Source organism: Eubacterium sp. ER2 (genome assembly GCF_000765215.1).
In the GTDB taxonomy this organism is placed as follows: Bacteria; Bacillota; Clostridia; order Lachnospirales; family Lachnospiraceae; genus Claveliimonas; species Claveliimonas intestinigallinarum.
In genome coordinates this window covers 20,210-42,362 of the sequence record NZ_JPJE01000041.1, presented here as the reverse complement: position 1 = coordinate 42,362, position 22,153 = coordinate 20,210, and the positions used below count along the sequence as shown (strand labels likewise).

23 protein-coding genes are annotated in these 22,153 nt (G+C 53.2%); all 23 read left to right on the top strand.

Features of this window, described 5'->3' with window-relative positions:
- The first annotated feature begins 18 nt into the window (after positions 1-18).
- The 23 genes from NI21_RS0113745 to NI21_RS15925 all read left to right on the top strand — a co-directional run bounded on the left by NI21_RS0113745 (position 19) and on the right by NI21_RS15925 (position 22,126).
- Positions 19-852 carry an immunoglobulin-like domain-containing protein gene (locus NI21_RS0113745; RefSeq protein ID WP_033126779.1) on the top strand — a complete coding sequence of 278 codons (834 nt, stop codon included), beginning with the start codon at positions 19-21 and terminating at the stop codon, positions 850-852.
- A gap of 1 nt (position 853) precedes the next feature.
- Complete coding sequence (locus tag NI21_RS0113740) at positions 854-2,269, top strand: polysaccharide biosynthesis tyrosine autokinase (RefSeq protein WP_033126778.1); 1,416 nt, start codon at positions 854-856, stop codon at positions 2,267-2,269.
- A 17-nt stretch (positions 2,270-2,286) separates the two neighbouring features.
- Entirely contained in the window at positions 2,287-3,765 is a 1,479-nt protein-coding gene (locus tag NI21_RS0113735) for a polysaccharide biosynthesis tyrosine autokinase (protein ID WP_033126777.1), read from the top strand.
- Positions 3,762-4,493 carry a tyrosine-protein phosphatase gene (locus tag NI21_RS16165; protein ID WP_052084135.1) on the top strand — a complete coding sequence of 244 codons (732 nt, stop codon included), beginning with the start codon at positions 3,762-3,764 and terminating at the stop codon, positions 4,491-4,493. The genes NI21_RS0113735 and NI21_RS16165 overlap by 4 nt, the downstream gene beginning before the upstream one ends.
- A gap of 107 nt (positions 4,494-4,600) precedes the next feature.
- Complete coding sequence (locus NI21_RS16160; RefSeq protein WP_052084134.1) at positions 4,601-5,047, top strand: hypothetical protein; 447 nt, start codon at positions 4,601-4,603, stop codon at positions 5,045-5,047.
- Positions 5,048-5,049: 2 nt separating this feature from the next.
- Positions 5,050-5,523 (top strand): VanZ family protein, encoded by a 474-nt coding sequence (locus NI21_RS0113720; protein WP_033126776.1) that lies wholly within the window; start codon positions 5,050-5,052, stop codon positions 5,521-5,523.
- A gap of 425 nt (positions 5,524-5,948) precedes the next feature.
- Positions 5,949-6,365: a hypothetical protein gene (locus NI21_RS17325; protein ID WP_033126775.1), complete on the top strand. Its 417-nt coding sequence runs from the start codon at positions 5,949-5,951 to the stop codon at positions 6,363-6,365.
- 17 nt (positions 6,366-6,382) lie between these two features.
- The gene (locus NI21_RS17320; RefSeq protein ID WP_369792837.1) at positions 6,383-6,505 is read left to right on the top strand and encodes a hypothetical protein; all 123 of its coding nucleotides are present in this window, start codon (positions 6,383-6,385) and stop codon (positions 6,503-6,505) included.
- A gap of 447 nt (positions 6,506-6,952) precedes the next feature.
- Positions 6,953-8,458 carry a zinc-ribbon domain-containing protein gene (locus tag NI21_RS16805; RefSeq protein WP_033126774.1) on the top strand — a complete coding sequence of 502 codons (1,506 nt, stop codon included), beginning with the start codon at positions 6,953-6,955 and terminating at the stop codon, positions 8,456-8,458.
- Between the two features lie 17 nt (positions 8,459-8,475).
- The gene (locus NI21_RS0113700) at positions 8,476-9,138 is read left to right on the top strand and encodes a C-type lectin domain-containing protein (RefSeq protein ID WP_033126773.1); all 663 of its coding nucleotides are present in this window, start codon (positions 8,476-8,478) and stop codon (positions 9,136-9,138) included.
- 186 nt (positions 9,139-9,324) lie between these two features.
- Positions 9,325-9,747, top strand: a complete 423-nt coding sequence (rpsL, locus tag NI21_RS0113695) for a 30S ribosomal protein S12 (RefSeq protein ID WP_033126772.1) — start codon at positions 9,325-9,327, stop codon at positions 9,745-9,747.
- Positions 9,748-9,952: 205 nt separating this feature from the next.
- Complete coding sequence (rpsG, locus tag NI21_RS0113690; protein ID WP_033126771.1) at positions 9,953-10,423, top strand: 30S ribosomal protein S7; 471 nt, start codon at positions 9,953-9,955, stop codon at positions 10,421-10,423.
- 15 nt (positions 10,424-10,438) lie between these two features.
- A complete protein-coding gene (gene fusA / locus NI21_RS0113685; protein ID WP_033126770.1) occupies positions 10,439-12,556 on the top strand; it encodes an elongation factor G in 2,118 nt (705 codons plus the stop codon).
- A 140-nt stretch (positions 12,557-12,696) separates the two neighbouring features.
- On the top strand, positions 12,697-13,890 hold the full coding sequence (gene tuf / locus NI21_RS0113680) for an elongation factor Tu (RefSeq protein WP_033126769.1): 1,194 nt from the start codon (positions 12,697-12,699) through the stop codon (positions 13,888-13,890).
- A 246-nt stretch (positions 13,891-14,136) separates the two neighbouring features.
- Positions 14,137-14,844 carry a YveK family protein gene (locus NI21_RS0113675; protein WP_033126768.1) on the top strand — a complete coding sequence of 236 codons (708 nt, stop codon included), beginning with the start codon at positions 14,137-14,139 and terminating at the stop codon, positions 14,842-14,844.
- On the top strand, positions 14,841-15,605 hold the full coding sequence (srtB, locus tag NI21_RS0113670; RefSeq protein ID WP_033126767.1) for a class B sortase: 765 nt from the start codon (positions 14,841-14,843) through the stop codon (positions 15,603-15,605). Before NI21_RS0113675 ends, srtB begins: the two co-directional genes overlap by 4 nt.
- Entirely contained in the window at positions 15,595-16,563 is a 969-nt protein-coding gene (locus tag NI21_RS0113665) for an LCP family protein (protein WP_033126766.1), read from the top strand. The genes srtB and NI21_RS0113665 overlap by 11 nt, the downstream gene beginning before the upstream one ends.
- Positions 16,564-16,637: 74 nt before the next feature.
- The gene (locus NI21_RS0113660; RefSeq protein WP_033126765.1) at positions 16,638-17,249 is read left to right on the top strand and encodes a hypothetical protein; all 612 of its coding nucleotides are present in this window, start codon (positions 16,638-16,640) and stop codon (positions 17,247-17,249) included.
- Between the two features lie 106 nt (positions 17,250-17,355).
- Entirely contained in the window at positions 17,356-18,075 is a 720-nt protein-coding gene (locus tag NI21_RS0113655) for a CpsB/CapC family capsule biosynthesis tyrosine phosphatase (protein WP_033126764.1), read from the top strand.
- A complete protein-coding gene (locus tag NI21_RS0113650) occupies positions 18,072-18,779 on the top strand; it encodes a CpsD/CapB family tyrosine-protein kinase (protein WP_033126763.1) in 708 nt (235 codons plus the stop codon). The genes NI21_RS0113655 and NI21_RS0113650 overlap by 4 nt, the downstream gene beginning before the upstream one ends.
- 860 nt (positions 18,780-19,639) lie before the next feature.
- Positions 19,640-20,065, top strand: a complete 426-nt coding sequence (locus NI21_RS16800; protein WP_147581208.1) for a hypothetical protein — start codon at positions 19,640-19,642, stop codon at positions 20,063-20,065.
- Between the two features lie 298 nt (positions 20,066-20,363).
- Positions 20,364-20,798 carry an ABC transporter transmembrane domain-containing protein gene (locus tag NI21_RS16915; RefSeq protein WP_052084130.1) on the top strand — a complete coding sequence of 145 codons (435 nt, stop codon included), beginning with the start codon at positions 20,364-20,366 and terminating at the stop codon, positions 20,796-20,798.
- Complete coding sequence (locus NI21_RS15925) at positions 20,792-22,126, top strand: ABC transporter ATP-binding protein (protein ID WP_052084129.1); 1,335 nt, start codon at positions 20,792-20,794, stop codon at positions 22,124-22,126. Before NI21_RS16915 ends, NI21_RS15925 begins: the two co-directional genes overlap by 7 nt.
- Positions 22,127-22,153 lie beyond the last annotated feature (27 nt).

Here is a 22,153-nt window from a genome sequence, read left to right as displayed (position 1 = left end):
ATGTTTTGGAGGGTATAGATGAGACTGGTAAAGATAGGACTGATGGTCGTGTTTATATTGTCCGCCGCTCTGTTCGGCGTATCGGAGATACTGGAGCTTAAGGGCAGGGACCCGGACGCGCCCGAGATCGTCAGCGACCGGGATGTGCTGGAGATCCCCTGTGCATATACCATGGAACAGCTGATGGAGGGCGTGAGCGCCTCCGATGAGCAGGACGGGGACCTGACGGACCAGATCGTGGCGGGAGCTTTCTCCCGTTTTACGGAGGCAGGCGTCGCCGACCTGACCTATGTGGTCTTCGACTCCGCGGGGCAGAGCGCCTCCCTTACCAGGGAGGTCCGTTTTACCGATTATCACGGCCCCAGGTTTACCCTGACAGAACCTCTGGTATTTGCGGAGGGAGAAGGGTCCTATACGGAGACCATGGCGCGGCTGGGCGCGGAGGACCAGCTGGACGGCAGCAGGACGGAGTGGATCGTCCAGACGGATACGGATGTAAACTATTCTTCAGTGGGAAATTACACCGTATCTGTGGAGGTCACCAACAGTTTCGGCGACACCGCCTCGGCGGCCCTGCCGGTCCATGTGGTGAATGCCCAGAACAGGAATGTGCGGATTGCGCTGACGGGCGGGATCGTGTATCTGACCGCAGGGGAGTCCATCGACCCGGCCTCCTACGTGGCGGGTGTGACGGACTCGGCGGGTAACGCGCTGGATCCGGGGACTGTTTCCATCGAGTCGGGCGTGGACGTGAACACGCCGGGGTGTTACGAGATCCATTACCAGGCCGCTGACGCCGCCGGAAATACGGGGGAGACCTGGCTGACCGTGATCGTGGAAGGAGGCGAGTAGGATGGGACGGGAGTTGTTCAGACTGGATGAGATCAGCGTGCGCGGGCTCTGCATGGAGCTCCTGGGAAAGCTCTGGATGATCCTGATGGCAGGGGTTTCCATGTTCTTTCTCGCCACCGGCTGGCATAACCTGACCTATCAGCCGGAATACACGTCTTCCTCTACCCTGGTGGTGAGCCTGAAGGGAGAGGAAAATACGTATTCGTCCCTGTCACTGGCCTCGGATATGGCGGACGTCTTCAGCCAGGTGTTCGCAAGCGACGCCCTGCGGGCGCGGATCGGAGAGGATACCGGGGAGGATATTTCCGGCCAGATCGCCTGCTCGCCTGTCACAGAGACGAACCTGATGACATTATCGGCGACCAGCGAAAGCCCGAGGGAGGCGTACCTGTATCTGATCTCCGCGCTGCGCAATTACGAGGATGTGGCCGGGGACGTATTTGCCAACTCATCCCTGCAGATCGTGCAGGAGCCCCAGGTGCCCACGGAACCGTCCAACACCTCGTGGGTCATGTCCTGGCGGGCGATCCTCGTGCTGCTGGCGATGGCGGCCATGGCGGGGATCGTGGTCCTGTTCTATCTCCTGCGGTTTACGGTGAAGACGCCGGCGGGAGGAGAGAGGCAGCTGGACGGGAAGGTGCGGGGTATCATCCCCTTTGAGAGAAAGAGAGGCAGGAGAGCAGAGGATAAGCAGTCCATCCTTCTGGAGTCCCCTCTGGTGACCATGGGATTCGCGGAGAGTTCCAGGCGGGCTGAGGCCCGGGTGGAGTACCACCTGCGAAAAAAAGCGGCGAAGGTCCTCCTGGTCACCAGCGTGATGGAAAATGAGGGCAAATCAACAGTGGCGGCCAATCTGGCCCTGGCCATGGCGGAGAAGCACCGGAAAGTGCTCCTGGTCGACGGGGACCTGCTGAAGCCTGCCATGCACAAGATCTTTGAGGAGAGGAAGGGGGACCGGGCGGCGCTGTCGGACGTGCTGGCGGGGAAGGCGGAGCCGTCAGACGCGCTCTGGTACAGCGGGAAGTACCGGATCTTTGAACTGTTCCAGTTTAAGAGCGTAAAGGATACGACGAAGCTCCTGGACGTCGGCAGGCTCCCGGCGCTGCTGGAGAGCTGGAAGAGCCGGATGGACTATGTGATCGTGGACTGTTCTCCCATGGCCGTGTCCTCGGACGCGGAAGTCTGGATCAATGTGGTGGATTCCGTGCTCCTTGTGGTGAGGGAGGACGGCGCGGACGTCAGGACGATCAACGACACGGTTGACATGATATGGCAGAGCGGGAAAGATTTCGCCGGATTTATCTTAAATGCCTTCCACAGGGAGTGGCTGCGGACAGCAGACGAGGGAGGTTACGGCGGCTATGGCTATGGCGGGTACCAGGCGGACCGGGAGAGGACTTTGGAGAAAAACGGCTAGGCGAAAGAGGTAGTGATATGGCAGACCAGAGACAGGATATCAGGATAGAAAAAACAGAAGATGAGATAGAGATCGACCTGGGGCGGCTGATCTGGGGGATGTGGAAGCTCCTGCTGAGGTTCTGGTGGGCGGTCGTCCTCCTGGCGGCCATCGGGGCGGCCGGGTTCACGCTGTACCAGAGGCTGGGAAAGACCCCCCTGTACCAGAGCAGCGCCACGTTCACGGTGGCTACCGGAGATGAGGACAGCGGAAGCTATAGCTTCTATTATGACCAGACGACGGCCGACCAGCTCTCAAAGACGTTCCCCTATGTGTTGGAGAGCAGCTACTTCCGCAGCATGCTCCTGGATCAGCTGGGGACGGATGAGCTGAACGGGACGATATCGGCGGAGACGATCACAGATTCCAATGTGGTCACCATGCGGGCGGAGAGCCCGGATCCGCAGGACGCGGCGGATATCCTGTCGGCGGCGCTGGAGATCTACCCGGAGACGGCCCGGTCTGTGCTGGGGGAGATCCAGTTCAATATGCTGGATGAGATGGAAGTGCCGACGGCCCCGTTTAACCAGATGAGCGTGAAGAGGAGCCTGGCCTTTGGAGGAGCGGGCGGTGCGTTCGCGGCGCTCTGTATCCTGGGAGTGATGGCTCTGTTCCGGAGGACGGCAAGAGATCCGGAGGAGATGAAGAAAGTGACCAGCCTGAAATGCCTGGCCATGCTCCCGCATCTCCAGGTAAAAGCCAGAAAGAATCAGGGACAGCAGCGTATCTCCGTCCTGGATGAGAGGACCCCTCACGGTTACAGGGAGAGCATGCGCTCCCTCCGCCTGCGGATAGGAAGGCTGGCGGGCAGGGAGGGCTGTAAGGTGATCCTTGTCACCAGCACGGCCGCGGGAGAGGGCAAGTCTACGGTCGCGGTGAACCTGGCCCGGATGCTGGCAGCGGACGGGAAGAAGGTCCTGCTGGCAGACGGGGATCTCAGGAAACCGTCAGATGCGGACCTGCTCGGGATCAGGGGAAAGTACGACCTGAAGGATGCGGCGGAGAAGGGGAAGGAGACCAGGGCGGTGATCAGGCGGATCAAAGACAGCGGGCTCCATTTCCTGGGAAGTACGCGGAAATATGAAAAGCCGGCAGCTATCCTGACGGATGAGGGGCTGCGTGTGTTTTTTGAGGAGGTGCGGCAGCGGTTCAGCTATGTGATCTTAGACAGCCCGCCCTGCGAGATGTTCCAGGATGCAGGCCTTTTGGCGGAGTTCGCGGACCTGATCCTCTATGTGATAAGATATGATACGGTCCCTCAGAACCGGATACGGGAAGGACTGTCGTCTCTGAGCGGCCGCCGGGCCTCCTTTGCCGGCTATGTGTTCAATAACTGCCCGGAGACAGGGGGAGTCTACGGCTACGGCAGATACGGCTACGGGTATGGAAAGTATGGCTACGGAAAATACGGCTATGGAAAATATCAGCAGAAACAGGAAGAGGGAGAAGCTATATGATAGACCTGCACTCTCATATCGTGCCGGGATTTGACGACGGGGCCCGCAGCATGGAGGACGCTCTGGAGATGGCGAGGATGGCTGCGGACAGCGGTGTGACTATCCTTGCGGCTACGTCCCACGGCAATCTTGCGCAGGGGGATCCAGGGGCTTGCCTGCGGGACTACCGAAAGAGGCTGGCCATGCTGCGCCGGGAGGTCCGCCTGGCCGGGATCCGGTTGAAGCTGGCCGGCGGGATGGAGATCCTCCTGACCGGGGAGACCCTCCGTTACGCGGAAAGGCACCGCCTGCCCGGGCTGCGCGGCGGGAACTGGATCCTTGCGGAGTTTGTCTTTGACATCCCGCAGGCTCGGGCCAGGAAGCGGCTGGAGTTTTTGGATCGTCAGGGGTATCAGGTGATCTTAGCCCACCCGGAGAGATATGATTTTGTCCAGCGAGATCCGGGATGCCTCCGGGAGATCGCCGGAGAGAGGCTGCTCTTGCAGGTCAACAAGGGGAGCCTGCTGGGGGACTTTGGAGGCCGGGCCGGCCGGACCGCGGACTGGATACTCAGCCGGGGGCTGGCGGGGCTCGTCGCTTCGGACGCCCACGACCCGGTGCTCCGCACGCCGGACCTGAGGGAGGTCAGGGAGCTGGTAGAGCTGAAGTACGGGCGGGAGGCCGCCCTGGATCTTCTGTGGAGGACGCCTGCGAGGATATTGAAAGACCGGGGCTCTGAACAGAGATGACCGGAACTGAGATGATATAAAATTCCTATAGAGACTGTCAGGGAGATGTGTTACTATAACAGCAGACACAGTATCCCTGGCAGTTTTTTTGAAAGAGGAGAAAGTGGATGGAGAGCAGGAAAAAGATCATTTTTCTGGGGGACAGTATCACAGACGCGGGGCATGATCTCCAGATGGCGCCGGAAGGGCAGAGCAGGCTCGGAGACGGCTATGTGAGCCGGATCGCCGCTATGCTGGGAGTGGACGAAGTGGACACGGCGGACAGGGAGGGGACGCGGGCCCGGATCGTCTGCATGGGGCCGTTTATTTTCCCATGGCCGCTGGAGTACAGGAACTGGATCCCGCTGGTCAGGGAGATAGAAGAGGTGGAACGGGCAGCTGCCACCGAAGCGGGAGCCCTTTTTATCCCGCTCCACGATCTGCTGTCCCGGGAGGCCGGGATCGCGGGATACGATCGGATCACGGTGGACGGCATCCACCTGACAGGCAGGGGAGCGGAACTCATCGCCCGCGAGTGGCTCCGAAGGACAGAGTTTAGGAAAAAGGAACAATAGTAATGAAGAAAAATATCTTTACACTGATGGTGATATTGTGGATGGCGATCATCTTCTCGTTTTCCGCCCAGCCGGCGGATGAGTCGGAGCAGATGAGCCTTTCCGTGGGACATGTGGCGGGTCTGCTCTTTGCAGATGGCTACGAGGACTGGCCGCAGGAGAGGCAGGACGCCTTCGCGGAAAGGATCGACCACGTCGTCCGGAAGGCGGCGCATTTTACAGAGTACGCCGTCCTGGGCGTGCTCCTGGCCCTCATGTACCGGGCCTACGGACATAAGGGAAAACGTCTCTTCCTCCTCTCTGCCGGGACCGGCTCCCTGTACGCCGCCACGGATGAGTTCCATCAGCTCTTTGTGGAGGGGCGGAGCTGTCAGCTCACGGACTGGGGCATTGATACCTGCGGCGTGATAGCGGGCGCGGCGGTGGTGTTCCTGCTCTGGCGGGTCGTGGGGAGGAGGGGGGAGAAACTCCTGTGAAAGTGTAAAAAGGAGGTATCCTAAAAACATGCATAGTGGCTGTATACTTCGATTTCATTTTTGGTTCTTTTCCCTAATTTTCTATATAAAATGTTCTTCAATGCTTCGGGACTACGGTGGGGGTCATGGGACTCTGGGTACCAGATGCTGAAGGATCTGGGGCTTTAAAAGGAACGATATTAAAAAAAATTATGGAAACTGCTGGAAATATGTGCTACTATAGTTACAAAGCATTATATTTCTGGCAGTTTTTTTCTTTTGCGGCGTCTGCCGTGTCTGCAAGTCTGATAAGAAGAGCTAAAAGAAATCTCAATGCTTTTTATTCCCATCGACAAAGCAGAGAGGCTTTTTGAAAACTATGTTCGGAAGCTTGTGTTTTCATCTTTACAGGCTGCCTCCTGCGATTTTTGAAAAAGGAGGTACCTATGAGCAGAAAACAAAAGAAGCAGAATCGGAAGAAGGCATACCCTGTTCCCAACCGGAACTATAAATCCTCTCTGTTTACCATGCTGTTCAGCGACAAGAAGGAGCTGCTGGGACTCTATAATGCAATAAGTGGAAAACAGTATAAGGATCCCGGGGCGCTGAGCGTCAACACGCTGGAGAATGCCATCTACATGGCCATAAAGAACGATCTGTCCTTTGTGATCGACTCCCGGCTCTCCCTGTATGAGCATCAGTCTACCTACAGCCCCTATCTTCCGCTGCGGATGCTTTTGTATCTGGCAGATCTGTACGCGGATCTGACGAAAAATGAAAACCTGTACGGGAGGAAAAAGGTAATGCTTCCGCCGCCCCGGTTTATCATCTTCTACAACGGGGAAGAGAAACAGCCCGCCTAAGAAGATATGCCGCGGAGATGCCCATAGAAGAGGCGGTGGAGTGCACCATCACAGAATGTATCCGGGAGGGGATCCTTGAAGAGTTTCTAAGGAAATATCAAGCGGAGGCAAAGAGGATGAGCATATATGAGTATGATTAGGCGAGGCATATAAGACAGGAGCGGGAAGAGGCCTGGGAAGAGGGAAGACAGGAAGAAAAGCAGAGTATAGCTTTCAATCTGGCGGAAATGGGCATGACAGTGGAGCAGATTGCTAAGGCAGTGGAAGAGAAGGTTGCTGTGGTGGAGAAGTGGCTGGCTGATACTGACAGATGAATGAAAAGAGATGGAGAATGAAACGTGAAAACCGTGGGACAGAGTTCGTGATTTAGGACTCTGTCCCGCGGTTTTTGACCTCCGAGAGAATTGCAGATTTATTATATAGCTAAATTGTATATGAACAAGTCTTCTACACCAGTTACTCGCTGGTGTTTATTGTTGGCATTTTCCCAAATTGACTATTGCCATGTCTGTCCTGAGAGATTAAAATCTAAGTTAGACAGAAACAGTCATTTTCTGACTGAAATGCCGGAAAAGGAGGAGAGAGAAATGCTGATTTGTCCAAATTGCGGAACTGCCAACACAGACGACTCAAAATTCTGCGAGAACTGCGGGACAAAGCTGGAGGGTGAGGCACAGTACGTGCCGGAGGAAACCGGAGAGACAAAAGTGGAGCCTGCGGCTGAGCCGGAAAACGCGCCAAATATGGAGAGTGATGAAGAACCGACTGCCGGGCCGGAGCAGGCAACGGGACCGGAAGAAGAACAGGCGGAAAGCGCAGAGCGGCCGGAAGAACAGGTGTCAGCCTTTGACCAGCCGGTAGAGCCGGAGGCACAGCCGGAGCCAGAGCAATGGCAGCAGGGCTCCTCGGACCAGGGCTTCGATCCGGGTATGGACCAGAATTATGATCCGAACATGAACCAGGGATTTGACCAGGATTTTACCCAGAACATGGCTGCCGGAGGGGCGCCCCGAAAGAAAATGTCCAGGCTGCAGATCGCAGTCATCCTGGAGGCGGTGTGCCTTGTGCTGCTGGTCGTGGCCTTCTTCGCCATCGGGAACAGCCGCAGCAGCGCTATCTCTGTGGCAGAGAAATACTTTAAGGCCTATGCGGATCAGGACTGGGAGGAGGTCTATGGCATGCTGGAGATCCCGGATGGAGAATTCATCCAGGAGGATCAGTACGAGAAGATCATGGACGCCAGCTCCCTGCCGGAGATCACCAATTTCCAGGTGCAGAAGCCGGCCGGCAATATGGGGGACGGGATTACCCAGACCTTTGAGGTGAACTATACTATAAACGGGCAGGGGCAGTCCAGCACCACGGTCACGGTGGTCAAACAGAGCAGAAAGTCCATGCTGTTTTTCGATACATGGAAAGTCTCGGCTGACGGGCTGATCGCCCAGAATTACAATATCTATGTGCCGAAGGGGGCGCAGACAGCGGTGGACGGCGTCCAGCTGACAGAGGACTATCTGGTCTCAGAGGAGGAGGGCCAGGATTGCTATCAGATCTCCATTTTCAACGGAGTCCACAGTATACAGGCGGAGATACCCTGGTGTGAGACGTATGAGGCCCAGTTTGACACGGCGGCTCAGTCTGAGTGCACAGTATCCGGCCTGACGCTCTCGGAAGAGGGAACGCAGGCTGTGGAGACAAAGCTGCAGGAGGCTATGGAGGCCTACTGCCAGGTTGCTCTGGCCGGCAGCTCCTTTGATGAGGTGAAGGATCTGTTCGCGGAGGGGGCTCCTGACAGCAATGAGGATTATTACGAGAATCTGAGGAACAGTCTGGAGGCCGATAAGTACTCTTCGGCTCAGCAGCTGCAGCTGAGCGGCTTTGAGTGCGATGTGTCTGAAGTGGGAACTTATAATGGAAGCCTTCAGGCTGAACTGAGCTATGACTATGACGTCATCTATACCTATCAGGGACTGTTTGATGACGCGCCGGAGAGCCGGACAAAGGACGGCTCCTCCTACGCAAGTGCGCAGTTTGTCTATGACGGGGATACATATAAGCTGTGGTCATTTACTCCCGGCAGCATCTGGTATTAAGGAGGCGAGATTATAATATGGAAGAAAAGCAGACAAAGAGCGGATGGAAGATTGCGGCTATCGTGCTTGCGGTACTGATCGTGGCAGCCATCGCGGCGGTCGTGGGCGTGTTCATCACCTCCTCAGCCAGCGGCGGCGCAGGGGGCGGCAAGAGTGGTGGCAAGGAAGCCAAGCTGGAGCAGGTGCAGCCCTCAGGCGATGAGATAGACGTGAAGAGTACGATTCTGGTGACAGCGGACGGAAGCACCTCCGAGGATGCCGGTGACGCGGCGGGGGCGGGGGACGAGAGCGCTTCCGGGGAGCACCGCTATGAGGTGGTCGCCCAGCGGATGACCTGGGCTCAGGCGGACGCCTACTGCAAGGCCCAGGGCGGATATCTTGCCACTGTGGGAAGTCAGGCAGAGTACGACAAGATCGTGCAGCTGGCAGACCAGTCCGGGAGGAAGGTCCTCTTCCTGGGGGGACAGCGCGGATCGGACGGCAATTTCCAGTGGACCAACGGGGAGGATTTCTCCTACACGGCGTGGATGTCGGGAGAGCCCAACAACGACGGGGGGAATGAGAACTGTCTGGTCATGTTCCTGGTGGACGGCCAGTGGGTATGGTCGGACGTTCCGGATGACCTGAGCTCCTACTACGGGGAGAGCACGGTCGGCTTCGTATGTGAGTGGGATTCGTAAAAAATATGTAAAAACAGGCGGAAAACAGGGGCCTGCGGGAGAAAAAAATCCCGCAGGCCCTTGACTTTTGGGCACATCCATAATAAAATAGTCTGGCGTGCATAGGGATACGCAGTATTTCGCACGCCTTAAACTTGCAAGAGTTTAAACCCGTAACTTATTTTTAATCGTAGGAGGTGAAAAGAAATGCCAACATTTAACCAGTTAGTAAGAAAGGGACGTCAGACTTCTGTAAAGAAATCTACAGCTCCGGCACTTCAGAAAGGGTACAACTCCCTTAGAAAGAGAGCAACAGACACATCTGCGCCGCAGAAGAGAGGTGTCTGCACAGCTGTTAAGACAGCTACTCCGAAGAAGCCTAACTCAGCTCTTCGTAAGATCGCCAGAGTTCGTCTTTCCAACGGAATCGAGGTAACAAGCTATATTCCGGGCGAGGGACACAACCTGCAGGAGCACAGCGTTGTCCTGATCCGTGGAGGCCGTGTTAAGGACCTTCCTGGTACAAGGTATCACATCGTAAGAGGAACACTGGATACAGCAGGCGTTGCCAAGAGAAGACAGGCTCGTTCCAAGTACGGTGCCAAGAGACCGAAAGACGCTAAAAAATAAGATCTGAATTTGTAGTCACAAACAGAACTATGATGAAGTAAGTTACAGGTGTTTACAGATAGAAGAGACTCTTTTCTTCCCTGTATGGCCTGTGCACTACACTGTATCATTAGAAAGACACATGTGAGTACCTGTGAATTAATCAAAGTATCGGGAGCGGCCCGGCTGTTCTTGATAGAAAACAATGTTTAAGGAGGGAAGAACCGTGCCACGTAAAGGACATACGCAGAAAAGAGACGTATTAGCGGATCCGTTATACAACAGCAAAGTGGTTACAAAGCTTATCAATAACATTATGTTAGACGGTAAGAAGGGTATCGCGCAGAAGATTGTATACGGAGCATTTGACAGAGTCGCAGCAAAGACTGACAGACCGGCTATCGAGGTATTTGAAGAGGCTATGAACAACATCATGCCCGTACTTGAGGTAAAGGCAAGACGTATCGGTGGAGCCAACTACCAGGTGCCGATCGAGGTAAGAGCTGACAGAAGACAGACTCTGGCGCTTCGCTGGCTGACCAACTTCTCCCGCGCAAGAGGCGAGAAGACAATGGAGGAGAGACTGGCGAACGAGATCATGGATGCTGCAAACAACACAGGCGCAGCAGTGAAGAGAAAAGAAGACATGCACAAGATGGCAGAGGCAAACAAAGCGTTTGCTCACTATCGATTCTAATAGGAGGAAAAAACCTTGGCTGGAAGAGAATATCCATTGGAGAGAACCAGAAATATTGGTATTATGGCTCATATCGATGCCGGTAAGACGACACTGACAGAGCGTATCCTGTATTACACTGGTGTTAACTACAAAATTGGTGATACTCACGAAGGTACTGCGACCATGGACTGGATGGAGCAGGAGCAGGAGAGAGGTATCACGATCACTTCAGCCGCTACCACATGCCACTGGACTCTGGAAGAGTTCACAAAGCCGAAAAAGGGCGCTTTGGAACACCGTATCAACATCATCGATACTCCGGGTCACGTTGACTTCACGGTAGAGGTTGAGCGTTCACTTCGTGTACTTGACGGTGCAGTAGGTGTGTTCTGTGCCAAAGGTGGTGTAGAGCCTCAGTCAGAGAACGTATGGCGTCAGGCCGACACATACAACGTACCTCGTATGGCTTTCATCAACAAGATGGACATTTTAGGTGCTGACTTCTACAACGCTGTAGAGCAGATCAAGACAAGACTTGGCAAGAACGCCATCTGTCTGCAGCTGCCTATCGGCAAGGAAGACGAGTTCAAGGGAATCATCGACCTGATGGAAATGAAGGCCTACATCTACAACGATGAGAAGGGCGATGACATTTCCGTTACCGATATCCCGGACGATATGAAGGACGATGCAGAGCTCTACCACACAGAGTTGGTTGAGAAGATCTGCGAGCTGGACGACGACCTGATGATGGAGTATCTGGAGGGCGACGAGCCGTCCGTTGAGTCCCTGAAGGCTGTTCTTCGTAAGGCGACATGTGAGTGTACAGCAGTTCCCGTATGCTGCGGATCTGCTTACAGAAACAAAGGTGTTCAGAAGCTTCTGGACGCGATCATTGAGTACATGCCGGCGCCCACAGACATCCCGGCTATCAAGGGTGTGGACGAGGATGGAAATGAAGTGGAGAGACATGCTTCCGACGAGGAGCCCTTCTCTGCTCTCGTATTCAAGATCATGACAGACCCGTTCGTAGGTAAGCTCGCTTACTTCAGAGTATACTCAGGAACTGTAAACTCCGGTTCCTATGTACTGAACGCGACAAAGGACAAGAAAGAGCGTGTGGGACGTATCCTGCAGATGCACGCCAACAAGAGACATGAGCTGGATAAGGTGTATTCCGGAGATATCGCGGCCGCTATCGGATTCAAGTTCTCCACAACAGGAGACACGATCTGTGACGAGCAGCACCCGGTTATCCTTGAGTCCATGGAGTTCCCGGAGCCGGTTATCGAGCTGGCTATTGAGCCCAAGACAAAGGCATCCCAGGGCAAGCTTGGAGAGTCTCTCGCGAAGCTGGCAGAGGAGGATCCTACATTCCGTGCTCATACAGATTCCGAGACAGGCCAGACAATCATCGCTGGTATGGGTGAGCTCCACCTGGAGATCATCGTAGACCGTCTGCTCCGTGAGTTCAAGGTAGAGGCCAACGTAGGTGCACCTCAGGTTGCCTACAAGGAGGCGTTTACAAAGGCTGTTGACGTGGACAGCAAGTACGCAAAGCAGTCCGGTGGACGTGGACAGTACGGACACTGTAAAGTGAAATTCGAGCCCATGGATGTCAACGGTGAGGAGACATACAAGTTCGAGTCCACTGTAGTCGGAGGAGCGATTCCGAAGGAATACATCCCGGCTGTAGGCGAAGGTATCGAGGAGGCCATGAAGTCCGGTATCCTTGGCGGATTCCCGGTAGTAGGCATCCACGCTACTGTATACGACGGATCCTACCATGAGGTAGACTCCAGTGAGATGGCATTCCACATCGCAGGCTCACTTGCATTCAAGGATGCTATGAAGAAGGCTGCTCCGGTGCTTCTTGAGCCTATCATGAAGGTGGAAGTAACCATGCCGGAGGAGTATATGGGAGATATCATCGGTGACCTGAACTCCCGTCGTGGTCAGATCGAGGGTATGGATGATCTGGGCGGAGGAAAGATCGTGCGCGCACACGTGCCGCTTTCTGAGATGTTCGGATACTCTACAGACCTGCGTTCCAGAACACAGGGCCGTGGAAACTACTCCATGTTCTTCGACAGCTACAAACCTGTTCCGAAATCAGTACAGGAAAAAGTGTTATCCGGAAAGAATGATTAATTTTCGCCGGTTTTCAGCCAAAAAAGTATGAAAAAGGCTTGAAAAACAAGGGGATATGAAATATAATCAGAAATAGCCGAGTAAACTGATAAAATCATGAAAAATGCCCAAAGGGCGCTTGAATAAGGAGGATATTCAAAATGGCAAAAGCTAAATTTGAAAGAACAAAACCGCATTGTAATATTGGTACCATCGGCCACGTTGACCATGGTAAAACCACTCTTACAGCAGCTATCACAAAGGTTCTTGCCCACAGAGTAGCTGGTAACGCAGAGGTTGCTTTCGACAACATCGACAAGGCACCCGAAGAGAGAGAGCGTGGAATCACAATTTCTACAGCTCACGTTGAGTACGAGACAGATAAGCGTCACTATGCACACGTTGACTGCCCGGGACATGCTGACTACGTTAAGAACATGATCACTGGTGCAGCTCAGATGGACGGCGCTATCCTTGTAGTTGCTGCTACAGATGGTGTTATGGCTCAGACAAGAGAGCACATCCTTCTGTCCCGTCAGGTAGGCGTTCCCTACATCGTTGTATTCATGAACAAGTGTGACATGGTTGACGATGAGGAGCTCCTTGAGCTGGTTGAGATGGAGATCCGTGAGCTGCTTGACGAGTATGAGTTCCCGGGAGATGACACACCGATCATCCAGGGTTCCGCTCTGAAGGCTCTGGAAGATCCGGACGGAGAGTGGGGAGACAAGATCATGGAGCTGATGGATGCAGTAGATTCCTATATTCCGGATCCGCAGCGTGACACAGACAAGCCGTTCCTTATGCCTGTAGAGGACGTATTCTCTATCACAGGTCGTGGAACAGTTGCTACTGGTAGAGTAGAGCGTGGTACACTTCATGTATCTGACGAGGTCGAGATCGTTGGTATCCATGAGGAGACAAAGAAGACTGTTGTAACAGGTGTTGAGATGTTCCGTAAGCTGCTTGACGAGGCTCAGGCTGGTGACAACATTGGTGCACTTCTCCGTGGTATCCAGAGAACAGAGATCGAGAGAGGTCAGGTTCTTTGCAAACCCGGTTCAGTTACATGCCACCACAAATTTACAGCTCAGGTTTACGTTCTGACAAAGGACGAGGGTGGACGTCATACTCCGTTCTTCAACAACTATCGTCCTCAGTTCTACTTCAGAACAACAGACGTTACAGGTGTTTGCGAGCTTCCTGAGGGAACAGAGATGTGCATGCCTGGTGACAACGTAGAGATGACAATCGAGCTGATCCACCCGGTAGCTATGGAGCAGGGTCTTCGTTTCGCTATCCGTGAAGGCGGACGTACAGTAGGATCAGGCCGTGTTGCTACAATCATCGAGTAATCTTTGATTTGTATTGATCATGTGAATTCAGCCGCAGTCCCCCAAGGGGACTGCGGTTTTTTGCATGGCATTTAATCACGTGGCCAGAAGCGGGACTGGGGAAGAAGAGGGAAGTTCTGCCGGTTAACAATTGACAATAAACGAGCGTGGATGTATTATGAATAGGAAACAGTCTCCACATACGGATAAAGTGCAGAATGTGGAGAACAATAAGAAGTGATACAGACTGAACAAGGATGGGAAAATATGGATGAATTAACACAGAGTACTAAACAGGAGGAGATGGAGATCGATCTGCTCGAGCTTTTTCACGTACTGCTGAGAAAGATCTGGTTGATCCTCATCTGCCTGGTGGCAGGGGCAGCCCTTGTGGGCGGGTATACGAAGCTTTTCATTACGCCTCAGTATTCCGCCAGCGCAACCATTTATATACTTTCGAATACAACCAGCATTACATCGGTGACAGATCTGCAGATCGGCACAGAGCTGACCAGCGACTTCGCAGAGATTGCAAAAACCCGTCCGGTGGTAGAGGCGGTGATCGATGAGGTGGGACTGGATGAGTCCTATGAGAGCCTTGCGGCCAGACTTTCCACTTCCAATCCCTCAGAGACCCATCTTCTGAAGATGACGGCTACAGATCCTGATCCCCAGCGGGCTGCAGACATAGCCAATGCCTATGCGGATATCATGGCCAGTCAGATCGCGGATATTATGAATACAGATGAACCGAATGTTGCGGAGCAGGCGGTAGCTCCCTCGGCTCCGTCCAGCCCTAATCTGATGAAAAATACGCTGCTTGGCGGCGTGGCTGGCGCATTTCTCACCTGCCTTGTGATCTTTGTACAGTTTATGATGAACGATACGATCCAGACAGAGGAGGATGTGCGTAAGTATCTGAATATCAATACGCTGGCAGTCATGCCTGTTGAGAAGAGGCGCAAGGCGTCATGAAAAAACACGTAAGGACCATCCTGGCCGTTGTGTTTATTCTTGTCGCTGTCGGGTGCGCTGCCTGGCTTGTACGGTTTTATATGGACGAGGCCAAGGGCAGACAGGCTAATGAAAAGGCACAGCAGCAGGCGCAGACAGAGAAACTCCCGGAAGAGTCGTCAGATACAGATGAGGTGGAGATCCCTGTAGATTTTGCCTCTCTCCAGGCGACGAATCCGGATGTGTACGCCTGGATCCGCATAGATGGGACGAATATAGATTACCCTATTGTGCAGAACAGACAGGACAATACCTATTACCTTGACCATACGTGGGAGGGGACAGAGGCGGCTCAGGGGGCGATCTTTACCCAGACCTACAACCAGAAGAATTTTGAGGACTACAATACAGTTGTCTACGGACACCGGATGAGTGATTCGAATCCGGTCATGTTCCACGATCTGCTGAACTATATGGACGAGGAGTATCTCTATTCCCATCAGAATGTTACAGTATATACGGAGGAGCATATATTTACCTATCGAATCTTCGCGGCAGTGGTCTACGATGACAGGCTGATTCCCCTGTCCTATAACTTTACAGAAGAGGGCCAGAGACAGGAATTTCTGGACTCTGTGTTCGCGTCTTCTGATCTGCGGAGCCAGTTCGCAGAAAATGTGGAGGTGACGGCTCAGGACAAGCTCCTGACGCTTAGCACATGTATAGCCGGAGAGGATCATCACAGATTTCTTGTGGAGGCGGTGCTGACAGATGAAACATAAAAATAGTATACTGGTACTTCTGGGAGTTCTGTGCCTGATCCTGGTGGGAGCTGTGGTGTACACGGCGTTCATACGCCAACCTGATGCGGTGGAGACGGACAGCGAGGCCTCCGAAGGATCGGGAGGGCGGTATATCACCTACAAGGGGAAAGAGTACAGGAGAGACCAGAACGTACAGGCCCTGCTTCTGATGGGAGTGGACAGGGAGTCCACAGCCCAGGTGGGGGAGCAGACAGGAGATGCGGGACAGGCGGACAGCCTGAATCTGCTTATTTTAAATAAGAAAGAGCAGACTGCGAAGATCCTGCAGATATCCAGGGATTCAGCGGTGGACATCGATGTCTATGACGAGAATGGAAGCAAGGTAATGACTGCAGAGGGCCAGCTCTGCCTGCAGTATGCCTTCGGGGATGGCGGAGGGAGGAGCTGCCGCCTGACTGTGGAGAAGACAGAAGAGCTGCTGGGAGGCATTGACATTGACAGCTATCTCGCCTTGACGCTGGATGGCATCAAAGTCGCTGTGGATGCGGCGGGAGGGATTCCCATCACCGTGCCGGAGGACTATACATGGATTGATCCGGCTTTCCAGAAGGGGGCTTCCCTTGTCCTTAATGGAGAGCAAGCGGAACAATATGTGAGGAGCCGGGATACGGAGACGCTGGACAGTAACCAGCAGAGGATGGAGAGGCAGTCTCAGTTTATGCGGGCGCTTCTGTCCATGCTGGCGGGAGGCGGCTTCAGTACACAGGAGCTGACAGACCTCTATCAGCAGTTGGAGCCCTACATGACTACCAATCTCACCGCAGACGAGCTCACCCAGATCGCGGGATATACCTTCCAGGAGGAGACGCAGACGGTTCCCGGAGAGGTGACAGAGCAGGATGGCCGGGCTCTTTATATCACAGATGCAGAAAAAATTCAGGATTTGATCATAAAAGAGTTTTTTATTGAAAAATAATGTGGTATAATTTTGAACGTAGTAGGAAATGGAAATGTACGTATTATAAGGCTAAAAATATAGGAGGGAATAAAATGAAAACAAAATTCTTAAAAACAGCAGCAGCCGTGATGGCAATGGTAATGTGTCTTGGCATGACAGCGTTTGCCGCGCCGAGCCCGTCAGGTTCGGACTTTGTAGTCGGCGGTATCTCAAGGGCTGTGGATGCGGATGGAAATGACATCAGTGGTATGCTCGAAGTGACAGAGCTTCCTAATGAGTATGCGGATGTTGCAGCGCAGCTCCGCACAGCGGAGGGACTCCGGGCAGCTATGGGATCGGATTATAATGAGAACATGATGGTTGTGGACATTGTGGATGTGAAAATAGTGGGTGATGCGTCTCAGGTGAAGTTCCCTGTCACCATCACATTTCAGGTGAACGGCGTTACAGTCAGCACGAAAGGAATGATTCTTCACTACACAGGAAGCGAGTGGGAGAAGATTCCTACTACAATGGGCGAGGGTACAATGACGGGCACATTTTCCTCCCTTTCTCCGGTAGCTTTTGTGGTAGACAAGACTACCGTGACAGGAGGAACTGCTTCTCCAAAGACAAGTGCACAGTCAGCGGCAGCTGTTGCTCTTCTGGGACTTCTTGCGGTGACAGCGGCCTGTGGAATGAAGAAGAGATCTATGGAACGATAGAACGGAAAGATAAAAACTCTTCCATGGAGTAAGGCTCCTGGGAGAGTTTTTGTTCTGTAAGAGGGCACTTTGGGTTTTCCATACAACGACGGAAAGGACTGGAAACATGCATCTGACAGATATACACTGCCATCTTCTGCCGGGCGTGGATGATGGACCTGACACGATAAAAGGTGCAGGCAGGCTTCTGGATCTGATGAAGGAGGAGGGAGTGGAGAGGATCATAGTGACTCCCCATTTTCATCCGGAGATCTTCGAGACATCTATGGAGCGTATACAGCGGTTTCATGGAGGACTCCGGGAGATGGCCCGTAGGAGAAGAATCAGACTGTATCTCGGTTGTGAGTTCTACAGATGTCCGGAGATGATTCATCTTCTCGCTGAGGGGGGAAGGCCGTCCATGGCAGAGTCATCCTATGTACTTGTGGAGTTTGCGCCGGATGATGTGTATCAGACTGTCAGGAATTATATATATGAGCTGCGCTCCCAGGGATGGAAGCCGATCATTGCTCATGTGGAGCGATATGAGTGCTGCTACAGGGACAGCCGGAGAGTCAGAGAGCTGGCTGAGCTGGGAGCCTCTATTCAGGTAAACGCGTCTGCGGTCTTGGGCAAGAGGGGAGTTCGTACGAAGAGCTTCTGTAAAAATCTCATAGAAGCGGATCTGGTCAGCTTTATAGCTTCTGATGCCCATGACGAGAGAGGGCGAAGGCCAAATCTGGGAAAATGTGCCAGGTATGTGGCCAAAAAGTGCGGACAGGATTATGCCCGGAAGATTTTTGAAGAAAATCCGGAGAAAATTTTGCGTGACAGGAGAAGAAAATGAGAAGAATAACCATTGAATTACCAGAATTTACATACGCTACACGGGAAGAGATAAAGACGCTGCGCACTAATGTACAGTTTTGCGGGGATGACAAGCAGGTCATTCTGTTTACAAGTGGTCTTCCCGGTGAGGGAAAGACCAGGAACGCTATCGCCCTTGCGGCCTCCTTCGCGGAGCTGAACAAGAACGTGCTCCTCATTGACGCGGACATGAGGAAATCTGTGATGGTATCCAGACTGCAGGTCAGCGGTGCGGATAAGGGGCTTTCCCATTTCCTGTCAGGTCAGTGTAATATAGCTGACGCGGTGGTGGCCACCAATGTTCCGAAGCTCCATCTGCTCCTGGCGGGTCCCCTTGTGCCGAATCCCACAGAGCTTCTTTCAAGCTCCAGATTTTCCGGGATGCTGGAAAGCTTTAGAAAGATTTACGACTATATTATCATAGATACACCGCCTCTTGGACTGGTGATTGACGCGGCCATTGTGGCCAGACAGAGCGACGGAGCGATTCTTATAGTGGAGTCCGCAAAGACAAAATACCGTATGGCTCAGGAGGTCAAGACCAAGCTGGAAGCGACAGGCTGTTCCATTCTGGGAGTGGTTTTGACAAAGGTGGATCGCAAAAAGCAGAGAGGATATTATACGAAATACTATGGGAAAAACTACGGCAAAAAAGGATACGGAGAGTACTATTCGGCAGAGTGATCCCGCAAGGGGAGTGTAAAAAATATGTAGATTAGATAGATATTAGATAGATAAAGGAAAGCAGCTGCGTGTACTGCTTTCCTTTTTTTGTTGCCTGAAAATCTATATTTATATAGAGATTAGGTCACCATAAAAATAAAACATAAATATTGAAAAAATTGGGACAAACGGCCAAAATATGGGATAATTGGTAATAGAAGAGGAAATTTTGCGAGTGTATAATATTTAGGAGAGGTAGAGCAACTTGAATATTGCAATATAGTTATACTGGGGGAATAACAGGGAACAATGGTTGGTATACCGATGATCCTAACTCCCCATTTTATGGAGTAGAGGACGATGAAGACATAGCACGAAGGGCCTTTTCGGATGGACATTTGAATTATTATTTTAATTCGTGGAATGCAGATCAAAGTCAAGCTGGGCAAGTAAAAAGAGCAACGTTTGCCCTAACGGCAGCACAGTTGGGATGTGCGACAATCATAGGAGGATAGTATTGTTTGGATGTATTCTCTATAATTAATATTCTATTGCAAATACAAGGAAAACAGAGAGGCAGTCAATGGGACAAGTTTAAAGAAAGTAGAAAAGAAAGTGAGTTTAGAATATATTTACTTTCAAAAGAGATAGTGTTTCATGGTCTTGAAGCATATGAAATAAAGATGGATTTAGGACAGATTATCCGTAAGAATAATGATGTCATGGTTATTGATAAAATATGGAAAACAGCGGCGATATTGCCTTTAGAGCATCAAGATAATTTGAATAGCTTTCTTTGTCAGTTTTTCTACACTCACGCTGTCCAGCGACATATCATCTACCTCCACAGTTCACTTATCGATCACCAGGGGAGAGGTCTCATGTTTCTTGGCCCCTCTGGCATCGGCAAGACCACCCAGGCGGAGCTGTGGAACAGATACCGGGATGCGCTGATCATCAATGGAGACGTGGTCTTTGTTCAGGAGACCGAGGAGACATTCCTCGGCTGGGGCACGCCCTGGCACGGCTCTTCTCCCTACTGTGAGAACACCAATGTTCCGGTAGAGGCGTTGATCGTCCTAAAGCAGGCTCCGGAGAATTCCATCCGGGAGCTGACCGGGTTTGAGAAGGTAACTGCGGTCTCTGAGAGCGTCTTTTACCCGCGCTGGCTGGAGGGTGGCATGGAGCTGTGCCTGGAGACGCTGGATCATCTTTTGTCAGCACTGCCCGTCTACGAACTCTCCTGCCGGCCGGATGAGGGGGCCGTGGAGCTGGTGGAGAGGACGGTGTTTGGCAGGGCGCTTTGAGCCTGGGTTATAATTTTTCGGAAAAATAAAATGGTGTTGGGATCCCAAATACGATGCCTGTGGATTGTTCTGTGCTGCGCACTTTCGCAATCCTACCCAATATTCGCATATCGCGGGATATACATCCCACTTTTATGCTCATATCGGGGCGGGGCCCAAGATCATTCACCCACTATGAGCAAGCTCATGTGGGCTCGGATATTTTGCCCCTGGCATCATATAATCTCGTTCCTGTGTTCAACGAAGATGCAGAATATAGGATCGGGATTTTTCCATATGGAGAGGATGGAGAGTACTTGTGGGTGGTATAAAGCATATCATTCAGAGAATTAAAGAGGGAAGGCTGCAGCAGCTTATGGGGGAGATCCTCTGGATGTATGTCTATGTGCGCCGCTACTGGCTCATGATCGGGATCTATATCCTGCTGGGGGCCTCAGGGTCGGTGCTGAGCCTTGGGACTTCCGTGGTCAGCAAGGATCTGGTGGATGCTATTACAGGGGTGAACTCCATGGAGATTATTCGGGTGGCCTGCACCTACGTGGGTGTGGGCGTGGGGCAGATCTTCATCAATGCGGTGAAGTCCAGGCTGTCCCTGAAGGTGCGGCTGAAGGTGACGAACGAGATCCGGGCGGATATCTATGAGCAGGTGCTCCAGACCAACTGGGAGTCCCTGGCACAAGGTACCGGTCCGGCGACCTACTGTACCGGGTCAACGGGGACGCGGGCATGGTAGCCAACACCATCCTCACCTTCCTGCCCAATGTGGTGACAACGGTTATCAGCTTTGGAGGAGCCTTCATCATTGTCGTGCAGAACGATCCATGGATGGCTCTCATTGCCCTCATGGGAGCGCCCATTTCTTTCCTCACCTCCAGGTATTCGGCGAGGAAGATGCGGGATTTTCAGCGGGAGAACCAGAATGTGGCCAGCGACCGGACGGTCTTTGACCAGGAGACCTTCCAGAACATGCAGTTCATCAAGGCCTTCGGCATGGTGGAGCGGGTGACGGAGAAATTTCACAAAATACAGGATGAGTCTGTCAGGATCGCCCTGGATCAGAATAAGTTTCAGCAGACTATGACCATTGCCACTTCCCTTGTGGGACAGGCAGTGGGGTACGCCTGCTACGGGTTTGCCGCCTTCCGGCTCTGGCAGAGGCAGATCAGCTACGGTACCATGACCATGTTCGTGTCCATGGCAGGCTCGCTGCGAGGATCTTTCAGCGGTATCCTGGGACTGCTCCCCATGGTCATCCGCTCCGGCATCAGCGCGGAGCGGATCATGGAGATCACCAGCCTTCCCAGAGACTCCATGGAGGATAAAGAGGAGGCGGAGGAGATCCGGCGGGAGAGCCGCCGGAAGGGCGTCTTTGTGGAGATGGAGGACGTGGATTTTGCCTATGAGGAGGAGAAATGGGTTTACCGGGACGCCCGTTTCCAGGCTCGCCCGGGAGAGATCGTGGCTCTCATCGGCCCCTCCGGCCAGGGAAAGACGACTACCCTGAACCTGCTTCTGGGACTTTATCACCCTCAGAGGGGTCAGGTGCGTGTGGGCAATCCGGGGGGCCGGATGCTGCGGGCGTCCTCCTCCACCCGGTGCCTGTTCAGTTACATTCCTCAGGGGAATACCCTGTTTACCGGCACCATTGCGGACAACATGCGGATGGTGAAGCCGGAGGCCACGGACGAGGAGATCCGGTCTGCCCTGGAGGCGGCCTGTGCCTGGGAGTTTGTGGAAAGGCTGGAGAAGGGCATGGACACAGAGGTGAGAGAGAGGGGAAACCGGTTCTCGGAGGGACAGAAGCAGAGGCTCTCCATTGCCAGGGCACTGCTGGCCGACGCGCCGGTGATGATCCTGGACGAGGCGACCAGCGCCCTGGACGTGGCCACAGAGCGGCGGGTACTGCGCAGGATCATCCGCAGAGAGCCCCACAGGACTGTCATCGTGGCGGCCCACCGGCCCAGCGTGTTTTCCATGTGCAGCCGAATCTACAAGGTGCAGGAGGGACATATGGCAGAGGTGACAGAGGAGGAAGTGGAGGAATTTCTCCAGGCCTTCTGATGGATACAGGAAATAGGGTACATACTG